The sequence below is a fragment of the Caballeronia sp. M23-90 genome, from assembly GCF_053574605.1.
Genome location: NZ_JBSIPA010000698.1, coordinates 1 through 2274, shown reverse-complemented (window position 1 = coordinate 2274; position 2274 = coordinate 1). Strand labels below are relative to the sequence as shown.

Sequence of the window (2274 nt, the reverse complement as noted above, 5' to 3'; positions counted from 1 at the left end):
TCCTACGATTTCGATCAGGACCTGACGCCCGGCATGCGCTGCTCGGTGGCGCTCAACGACGGCCTCAAATCGAACGCTGGAAACGCGCTTTCCGGACCGCGCGAATATCGCTTCGAAACGGGCGGCCCGTTTGTCCTGAGCGTGATGCCGGGGTATGGCGACATCGAGGAGAACCAGTTCTTTGTGCTGCGCCTCAACGGCCCGGCAACGGAAGCCTCCGCGCTGCAAAACATCTGGTGCGAATCGAACGGATTGGGTAACCGCATTCCCGTCAAGTCCATCGATGCCACCGCACGCACCGCCTTGCTCAAGCACTTCCGCCTTGAAAAAGACAGTGCACGCGTCCTCACGCTCGCCTGCCAGCAGACCCTGCCCGCGGCCACGAAGATGCAACTCGTCTATGGCCGTGGCGTCGCGGGCCCGAGCGGTCTCGCGAACGACGTGGAGAAACGTTTCGACTTTGATGTCCGCGCCCCCTTCACCGCAAGTTTTTCGTGCGAACGTGAAAATGCAAAAGCGCCCTGCACGCCGCTGCGCCCGTTGCGCATCCGCTTCAGCTCGCCCGTACTGCGCACCGACGCCGCGAAGATCACGCTGCGTGGCCCGGGCGGCAACGCAACGCCGACCTTCGATCCCGACGAAAAAGATAGCGAGATCAGCACGGTAGAGTTCGCGGCGCCGTTGCCGGAACACGCGGATTTATCGATTGAACTGCCTGGTGGGTTGAAGGACGCGAGCGGCCGTGAGTTGTCGAACGCAGATCTCTTCCCGCTGAAGACCGCGACCGCTCCCATGCCACCGCTGGCAAAATTTTCATCGTCGACATTCGGGATCATCGAGCGCTTCGCCGAACCGAACATGCCCGCCATGTTGCCCGTCACGCTGCGTCATGTAGAAGCCGACCTGAAGGTCAGCGGCTTGAACGCGGGAGCATCGAGCGTGACGAAACTACGCGTGGACGCCGATACGGATATTCGCCGATGGATGAAGACCGTCGATCAGTTCGACGGCTTTTCGATGTCCGTTTCCCAGATCGAGAAGCAGATGCCGCAGGCGCTGCACAATGGCATCAAGCCGGTCTACGCGGTGGGGAGCACAGCGAAAAATCCGCAGATCGATATCCGCTCGTTGTCGCTGCTCGCAAAGCAACCGGGCGTCGAGACGTTGAGCGTGCCGCAGGCCGATCCGAAGTCCCTGCGTCCGTTTGAAGTGGTCGGCATTCCGATCACGAAGCCGGGTTTTTACGTGGTCGAAATGGCGTCGCCGGCGCTTGGCGCGTCGCTCCTTGGCAAGCCGCAGGCCATGTACGTGCGTACGTCGGTGCTTGTGACAAACCTCGGCGTGCATTTCAAGCAAGGGCGCGAGAACAGCATCGTCTGGGTGACCGCGCTCGACAGCGGCAAGCCGGTGCCCAACGCGCAGGTCGACATCAGCGATTGCAATGGCGAACAGATCGCCACGGCAAGGACGAACGCGCAAGGCATTGCAAACGTGAACAAGCCGCTCGCCGCGGCTGCCGAATGCAATGAACAGAGTCTGGAATGGTCGGGCTTTTTCGTCTCGGCACGTGTGGACGATCCGAAGACCGGTCCCGACATGGCGTTCGTGCGCTCGGACTGGAATCGCGGTATCGAAAGCTGGCGTTTCAACGTTCCGACCGACATGAGCCGCGACCAGACCACCCGCGCCACGACCGTGTTCGACCGGACGCTCTTGCGCGCCGGCGAAACGGTATCCATGAAACATCTGATGCGCGAGGAAACGCTCAGCGGTTTTGCGTTCCCGTCGCATATGCCGTCGCGCGTGACGATCCGTCATCTGGGCAGCGGCCAAACCTATCACCTGCCGCTCAAGTGGGCCGCCGATCACAGCGCCGATTCGACCTTCCCGATTCCTGCCGCCGCGAAGCTCGGTGAATATAGCGTGACGCTCGACGACGGCAAGGCCGACGCCGGCGACGATGACGACGATTCAAGCGCCGGTTCTGGCCGAATGAGCGTCGATACAGGCAGTTTCCGCGTAGAAGAATTCCGCCTTCCGGTGTTCAAAGGATCGATCGGGATTCGCGACCAGAAGACGGGCGCGCTTGTCGCCGCCAAAGAAGCGCCGCTTGCGGTGCAGATCGAATATGTATCGGGCGGACCGGCATCGAATCTGCCGGTGCAAGTCTCGGCGTTGATGAAAGACACATCGCCGCCGTTTGCATCGCAATTCGATTCGTTCAGCTTCGCGCCGTACAAAAAGCCTGCGGACGATGGCGCAAGCGCGCCCGTG

General features: G+C 61.4%; 1 protein-coding gene. It reads left to right on the top strand.

The window, feature by feature from the left end; translation table 11 throughout:
• A partial coding sequence (locus tag ACRXB1_RS34810; RefSeq protein ID WP_449494626.1) for an MG2 domain-containing protein occupies nucleotides 1-2274 on the top strand: 2274 nt, incomplete at both ends.